This is a genomic window from Anaerotignum sp. (assembly GCF_031981185.1).
Classification (GTDB): domain Bacteria; phylum Bacillota; class Clostridia; order Lachnospirales; family Anaerotignaceae; genus Chakrabartyella.
In genome coordinates, this window is the sequence record NZ_DALYUL010000031.1 from 18,441 (window position 1) to 20,403 (window position 1,963).

At 36.9% G+C, this 1,963-nt stretch carries 3 protein-coding genes; 2 read left to right on the forward strand and 1 reads right to left on the reverse strand.

The features are described 5' to 3' along the window. Together RTK36_RS14435 and RTK36_RS14440 are read left to right on the forward strand one after the other, a co-directional pair. Window positions 1–687 (forward strand): hypothetical protein (locus tag RTK36_RS14435; RefSeq protein ID WP_312047940.1); only part of this gene is annotated, 687 nt, incomplete at its 5' end. Window positions 688–763: 76 nt separating this feature from the next. Beyond that, window positions 764–991 (forward strand): PF20097 family protein, encoded by a 228-nt coding sequence (locus RTK36_RS14440; RefSeq protein ID WP_312047941.1) that lies wholly within the window; start codon window positions 764–766, stop codon window positions 989–991. A gap of 207 nt (window positions 992–1,198) precedes the next feature. Here the strand turns inward: RTK36_RS14440 and RTK36_RS14445 are convergent, their stop codons facing one another. Further along, window positions 1,199–1,948, reverse strand: coding sequence for a GNAT family N-acetyltransferase (locus RTK36_RS14445; protein ID WP_312047951.1), 750 nt, complete (start codon window positions 1,946–1,948; stop codon window positions 1,199–1,201). Window positions 1,949–1,963 lie beyond the last annotated feature (15 nt).

A 1,963-nucleotide genomic window follows, 5' to 3' on the forward strand; every position in this document is an offset into this window, starting at 1 on the left:
TTTGAAAGAAACGGAAATAAAATTAGAATGCTTTGGTGGGGATTTATTGTCCTTTCCAATTTTTTGCTTGGCATTTTTTCCGCGAAATATAACCTGTCAATTGACATGAAACTCTCTATTTTTTGGGGCATAATCATAATCGCCATATTGGCATGGTTTGTTATTAATCAGCTTTGGTACAAAGAGTTTCTTCGCAAGGTTGAAAACCTAACCCCCATTTTAGAAGAAGAAAATAATGCAGATAAATTTATTGCCGAAAACCTATCATTGCTTCAAGGCAAAAAATCAATGCAAATTATAGCGCTACTTAGCATCAATATTTGTGAGGGGTATTGCACAAAAGGAGATTATCAAAAAGCAAAGGCTCATTTGATGAAAATCAACCCTAAAAAGATACACGGAATATTAAAACTTACCTATCAGCTAATCTTCATCTACGTTTTGTTTTATTTAGAAGAAACGGAAGCAGCCACAGAAAAGCTTTCAAATCACAGAGATGAGTTACTAAAGTTTGAAAATTCGCCGGAACTGGGTGCCATGATTTCTATTGTGCAGATTTTTGATTTGCTCTCACAGAAAAAAAAGCAAGAAGCCCACGACTTACTACTTGTGTCAAAAGAGAAATGGACGATAAATAAATACCAGAAAGATTTTTATTATCTTGCATCTTTGTGCGAAAAAAATTAGTGTAGAAATCTTAGACAGGTTATCCTTTATGTATTTAAGAATGTGTTCGTATTACTTATGAGAGAGGTATAAACTCATGAAATGCCCAAATTGTGGAGAAGAAATGGAAGAAGGCTTTATCTACGGCAGAAGAGATAGTGGCTTGCTTTGGTTACCCTCTAAAGAAAATTTGTCTTTGACATTAACGGAATCCGGCATCAAAAAGCGCAATGGGTTACGGCTGGGGAAAAGACCATTCCCCGAAATGACAAAATTGGATTTTTGTGTGTGCAGAAAATGCGGCGTAGGTGTCTCAAAATTTTAGATCCCTTCTCGCCTTACTGTTGTAATATCAGCTCTAAAAGAAGAACAAGTCCCTCTTGCGTCAGGGTGACTTGCTCTTCTTCATCTTCCTTCCAAGTTACATAGTCATTAATTATATGTATCACATTGGCTATCAAATTTCTTTATAAAGAAAATCTTCCCTTTTTGCACTACCAAGACGCAATAATTAAATAGAGGGATAAGATGCTTATTTTTTGAGTATTCTCTTTAAATAATTCACATCTAACAAATTCACCGTCTCAAATTTCCCTTTATAAAACACAGCCCAGTTATTGAAAACACATGGCAGTTCCTTGGCCATTTGCAGAGAGTCTACCTGTATCAAGGACACAGGAACCTCGTGCATTTCACAGTACTGTTTTACCATTTCGATGGTTTGAAACACAAAAGGACATTGCATATCATAATAAATGGTCAACTCGTTGGTTTGGGTTCTTTGTTTTTTTACACTCTCTGTAAACTTAGGTGTTGTTCCGTCAAAAGAAAGGGCAAGCAATTCATAACCATCTTCCGTTGTATCTACAACCTCAAAACCAAACTTCTTTGCAAAAGACTGATCAGAGAGCCATGATTTTTGTTTTTTCGCCCCTAGCATGCAAACGCCGGATTTGCCCTTTTCTTTGGCATCAGCCAAACAATACTCCATCAGCATCTCCCCATACCCTTCACCTTTGCAACTACCAGAAACCCATAAGCAATACAAATAATAGTAGTTGTCACCGATAATAGGTACCCAAGCGGTTTCAAGAGGCGCATATTCAATGAAAACTGTAGCCTTTGCATTTAATTTTCGAAAGACATGTCCTTCTTTTAATCGTTCCGAAAGCCACTGGCGCTTTGCGTCAATACCTTGATGGGGCTTTTTGCTGCGGATAATACAGCATAAATGTTCACTTGCCAGGTTCTCTGCTGTTAAATTTATAAAATCAACATCCATATAATCTCTCACTCC

Coding starts and splice junctions, on each gene's coding strand:
- RTK36_RS14440 (WP_312047941.1), top strand. CDS start 764: ATGAAATGCCCAAATTGTGGAGAAGAAATGGAAGAAGGCTTTATCTAC.
- RTK36_RS14445 (WP_312047951.1), bottom strand. CDS start 1,948: ATGGATGTTGATTTTATAAATTTAACAGCAGAGAACCTGGCAAGTGAA.